A 5,021-nucleotide genomic window follows, 5' to 3' on the forward strand; every position below is an offset into this window, starting at 1 on the left:
GCGGCCAGTGCCGCGTTGTGCGCCCCGAGCTGTGCGCGCCGCGCACGAAGCTTCAACGCCAGTTGTTCCGCTGCGAGCGCAACGACCACCGCCGCCACGCTGCCCCACACATGAACGCCGTAGCGCCCCATTCGAAGGAACGACGCCCAGTCGCTCCACCACAGATGGAAAAATTCAGACATCACCGACCTTCCATGTGATGCATGTCTGCCGCACCGTTGTAATGGCAACCTGCAGGCATCGTTAAACACGCGGTTTTATTGAGATCGGGCCGAAGCTTACCATGATTATGATCAAATTCGAGACCTCAACAGGGGTGCCGGAGAGGGGTGCGCGATTTAGACACATCGTTTCAAAATGCCTGTAAAACAAGGTGCAAAAAGTGTGAATTGCCCCCAGCTTGCAGACCCTTGCCAGCCTTGTGCCGAGGCCTGTTTCGCGCGGCGTCAGGCACTTGCGATACACGAGTTAAATGCACAGTATTTAGACGGTTAACGCTGTGTCGAATGGGGCTGAAAAGCGTGAAAGACGAGCGGGTTTTAAGGGAGTCTGAAGCACGAGGCGCGTACAAATGTCGCGCACGCGCGCGACCAATCGCGCCGGCTCGCCGCACCGCGAGCAACGTAAATAAACATGCATATTTCGGACGCGATTAGCGCAACGAGGCGGCGGCCCTACCGCCCGCCAGCACAATCGACCCCGCACGATCAACCCGGCGCGTTCAGCCCGGTCCGCTCCTGCACCCCCCACTTGCTACGGCCCAGCAAGAAGTGGAACCAGCCGAGCGCCGCACCACTGTGACGCATCAACTGGAATGAGAACGGCTCGAAGATCGCGGCCAGCAGCGCCATGCCGAAACTCGAACTGGCACAGTCGCCGCTCCAGCGCCGGTAAAGATGTACCGAGAAAAGATGAAACGCGAGATCGATGACGATCTTCCCGGCGATCACAGCCAGCACCGGCAACACGATCGTAAAGCGGCCTTCGAAGAGGAAGCCAAGTAGCAACACGAACGCCGTGAGCCCGTAAATCGGCTGCACGGTGTCAAACGCCTTGACCGGCAGCATCATGAGACCGAGCTTGCCAAAGCGGCGGTTGCCGGTCATGTCCCGATACCAGTACTGCGTTTGCAAAAAGCCGGCGAACCACCGGCGCCGCTGCCGCAGGAAGCTTGCGAGCGTACCGGGCGCATCGGTTCGCGCGCGGGCCGCGCCGATCACGCGCACATCCCAGCCAAGCCGCTCGCGCGCCGAATAGCGGCGCAAGCGGTGAATCAGTTCATAGTCTTCGACGAGACAATGCGGGTCGAATCCGCCAACCGCCATCACGGCATCGCGACGAAAACACGCGAACGCGCCCGACACGAGCAGCAGACTGTCCGCCCGCATCCACGCAAAGCGTGAAATGAAATTGCGGATGTATTCGTAGGTCTGGAACCATTGGAAAAAACGGCCGCGCACTGATTTATTACACACCGGCGTGAGCAGGCCCGCCGCTGCCACGAGCTTCGGCTCGCTGCGGTATGCGTCGGCCATCGCGGCGCAGGCATCGGGTTCGAGCAGCGTATCGGCGTCGACGGTCATGAGCGTATCGGTGTCGACAGCCAGCAAGGCCGCGTTCAGCGCACGCGCCTTGCCGCCGTGCGGCAGCTTCAGCCAGCGCAGATTCGGATACTGTGCAGAAGGCGCGCTCAACCGTCCCTCGCCAGGGTCGGCGAGTCCGTACCGTTCGACCAGCAGCGCGGCGGTTGCGTCGGTCGAACCGTCGTCGGCGATCACGATCTGTTGCGGCGGGCGCGTCTGCGCGAACAGCGCGTCGAGCGTGATCGGGAGCACGGCGGCTTCGTTGTGCGCGGCGACGATCACGCCGAGCGTCGGCTGTGGAGCCGTGCCCCCGACAGCGCCCGGCGAGCGCACCGGCTTGAGCAGCACGCACGCCTTCCACGCGACAAATATCAGCAACACCGTGTCGTACACGACGTAGGCAATCCCCGTTGACCAGGCGACAACACCGTGCAGAAAGAATGCGCGCGCAAACAATATGAACCAGAGCACCATGACGCCGAGGTGAATCACGATACTGGCGAGCGGCGTGGGCGGCGGCGCAATGCGCGGCGAAGTGCGCGCGAGCGCTGTTTCAAGTGCGTTATTCAAGACATTCCCTTTCTGTGACTCACGGCATCATCCGGCGCAACACCGAATGACGATCGATCCATTGATGCTTGAGCGCCCCCGCCACATGCAGCGCCAGTACGCCATAGAGCGCGTAGCTGCATGCCGTGTGCAGCACGCCGAACTGCGAATGCAGTCGCTCCTTCGTGGCCGCGTCGAGGTTCATGATGAAGCCGATGCGCGGCCACGGCACGAGTCCGAAGAGGTACATGGGATGGGAGGCCGCCGCGACCCACGCCGAGTCGTGCAGCCAGCCGGTGAGCGGCAACGCGAAGATGAGCACGTAGAGTGCGATATGCGCAAGGTGCGCCGCCGTCTGCTCCCAGCCCGGAAAATGCGTCGGCAGCGGCGGTGGACGATGCGTCACGCGCCACAGCACGCGCACGATCGCGAGACCCAGAACGGTGATGCCGATCGACTTGTGCGTGTCGATGACCAGGCGGATCCCGTTGTCGGAAAGCGTGCCGTCGGGCAGCAGCGCTGCGGTCAGGCCAAGCGCGACGTTCGTCAGGATCAGCAGCGCGATCAGCCAGTGCAGAAGCACCGCAACGCGCGTGTACTTCTGCGCGGCGAGGGGAACATCGTTGAATTCGATCTCGGTGGAAATAGAGGTTTTCACTTGGACGTGCCGTAGGGGTTCGTGAGGGGTAACGCTGAAAGCGCCTGGTTTATTCCCCGCCGCGCCGCGACAGGGCAACGGGATGCGCGAAATATAAAAGGACGGGATGACTCACAGCGCCAACGTATTAAATGTCCCGGCAGTGGCAATTGCCTTACGAATCGATTTCATCTTCACTTTCACGTTCGACTCTAATTCGCCGGACAGAGTCCGCACGCAGTGATATTCCCTGAATTTCGCCATGGATTGGATCTGTCACTTTCTAATGCGATAGCCCTGTTTAAAGATGTGGCCCATATACCTATTCCGGCGCAATTCGATTGGCCGATTTCGTGTGGCGCGGGCTTCTTCGTCGTTGCAAGGTTTACTCGATTCCTTGTCATGCCCACTTTCCCGGCTTCGTCATTCCGATCAGTCACGTTTTTCGGATATCGCCAAACCGTGATTTCACCTCGATGCACGCACAACAGAAAATAAGTCATGCCGTGATACTTGTCGACAATGCAATAAAAACATTCCCTGTCGCCATCGATATTGATATCCCCGTCGTCCAAATGCACGCTCCTGCCAACGGGATACGTGCGCGGCCCGAACACGTTTTCCAGTGGCAAAAGCGCCTCAAATGCCCGCCGGCAGGCCGTTGCGTGGCCAACCAGTTGCCCTCCGTTCGACTTCCTCATTCGCCTTGCCCTTGCCCTCACCGTTTCGATAAATCAGCCCATTTTGTTGCGCCATACACCATTAATCGATTTACTGGCACCGGCTGTGAGTGTGGTGAATCACAATCATCTGCGGCGATAGCATATACGTAAGCAATTCGTCAATGATCCGAGGCGTACGCCCATTTCAATGTTGACCAAACGCAACTAATTCTAAGCTAGCTTAACATTTAGTTGTCGGAGATCATACTGACAGAGATGATTGCGACGGGTCATTTTAGTACTAGTGTTATTCGCAGCGGATTTCGTGAAGGAGAAGAAATTACTGATGTATGGCGGCCGTAAGGATCTGTTAGACCACAGTTAATCCTTATAGAAACTTAAGAAAACTCGCGAAAAATAGTTTCTATGCGCATCCATAGTCCGTAGCGCTGTGCGTATCAAAATGAAACCCACGAGAATGTCGATCGGGATAAATCGAAGGAGCAAGCCATGAGAGCAATTTCCCCTGTTTCACTTGCTGCTGCCGCACTGGCCGCAGGAATGTTGTTTGTATCCGCTTCGGCGTCGGCAGTCGATGTCGAAGCGGCGAAGGAACTCGCCCGCCAGAACAACTGCTTCCGTTGCCATGCCATTCAGAAGGACAAGGATGGTCCGGCATGGGCGAAGGTCGCGCAGAAGTACAAGGGCAATCCCGATGCAGAGGCCAAGCTGATCCACCACGTCACGTCCGGTGAAAAGGCGAAGTTCCCGGATGGTCACGAAGAGAACCACAAGATCATCCAGACGGATCCGCCGAAGGACATGGCACAAATCAAGAATCTGGTCGACTGGATCCTCTCGCTTCAATAGCGGTCGGAGTACCCGGCGTGTCCGGGTAGCTTCCACACGAAAATTCTTGAAACCCGCCCTCGGGTCGGCGTCCTGCCTTTAGTTCTGCTAAAGGCAGGCGCTGTGCTGCGGGCAAGTGCCAGACGTGCAGACATGAAATCAAAAAATGGGTGGAAAGGGGTATTTTGCGGCGTGATGCTGGCCTTGGGGCTGGTGTCCGTAAGCCATGCGGAGGATGCTCCGTCTGGAGCGCTGACGCGTCAGCAGCGCGACGCGGTCTGCACGAAATGCCACGACGAATCTGAAACAAAACCGATCCTCTCGATCTACCAAACGCCCCATGGCGCGATTGGCGATTCGAGGACCCCGGCTTGCCAGGACTGCCACGGCGAAAGCCAGAACCACTTGAGCGGCAAGACCGAAGGCGGTCATCGCCTGCCGCCCGATCGCGTGTTCGGCAGCAAGCACTCGCCCGCCGGCTATACGCCGGTCAGCCCGCAGGCGCAGTCCGAAGCGTGCCTCGTCTGCCACAAGGCAGGTCTGCGTATGCATTGGCCGGGTAGCCAGCACCAGACAAACGACGTCGCCTGTACCAGCTGCCACGTGGTCCACAGCCCGACTGACCCTGTGCGTATCAAGGAAGAGCAGCCGACCGTCTGCTTCAAGTGCCACCGTGAAAAGCGTGCCGAAATCAACAAGATTTCCGCGCACCCGATCGCCGTGGGCAAGATGGCCTGTTCC

At 58.8% G+C, this 5,021-nt stretch carries 5 protein-coding genes; 2 read left to right on the forward strand and 3 right to left on the reverse strand.

What is annotated here, in order from left to right:
* The 3 genes from ccmD to Q0L30_RS21100 form a co-directional block, all read right to left on the reverse strand.
* On the reverse strand, positions 1-182 hold a 182-nt coding region (gene ccmD, locus Q0L30_RS21090), incomplete at its 3' end, for a heme exporter protein CcmD (RefSeq protein ID WP_296660698.1).
* A 525-nt stretch (positions 183-707) separates the two neighbouring features.
* On the reverse strand, positions 708-2,153 hold the full coding sequence (locus tag Q0L30_RS21095) for a glycosyltransferase (protein ID WP_296660701.1): 1,446 nt from the start codon (positions 2,151-2,153) through the stop codon (positions 708-710).
* Positions 2,154-2,172: 19 nt separating this feature from the next.
* Positions 2,173-2,790, reverse strand: a complete 618-nt coding sequence (locus Q0L30_RS21100) for a cytochrome b (protein WP_296660703.1) — start codon at positions 2,788-2,790, stop codon at positions 2,173-2,175.
* A 1,151-nt stretch (positions 2,791-3,941) separates the two neighbouring features.
* Between Q0L30_RS21100 and Q0L30_RS21105 the strand changes: the two genes are divergently transcribed.
* Positions 3,942-4,301 (forward strand): c-type cytochrome, encoded by a 360-nt coding sequence (locus tag Q0L30_RS21105; protein ID WP_296660706.1) that lies wholly within the window; start codon positions 3,942-3,944, stop codon positions 4,299-4,301.
* A gap of 102 nt (positions 4,302-4,403) precedes the next feature.
* Positions 4,404-5,021, forward strand: a 618-nt coding sequence (locus Q0L30_RS21110; RefSeq protein WP_296660710.1) for a cytochrome c3 family protein, incomplete at its 3' end; no start/stop codon positions are given.

Origin of the sequence: Paraburkholderia sp. (assembly GCF_024281035.1) — a bacterium.
Taxonomy (GTDB): Bacteria; Pseudomonadota; Gammaproteobacteria; order Burkholderiales; family Burkholderiaceae; genus Paraburkholderia.

Bases quoted from the DNA above. Each gene is read 5' to 3' on its own strand.
- Q0L30_RS21105 (WP_296660706.1), top strand. From the start codon at position 3,942: ATGAGAGCAATTTCCCCTGTTTCACTTGCTGCTGCCGCACTGGCCGCA.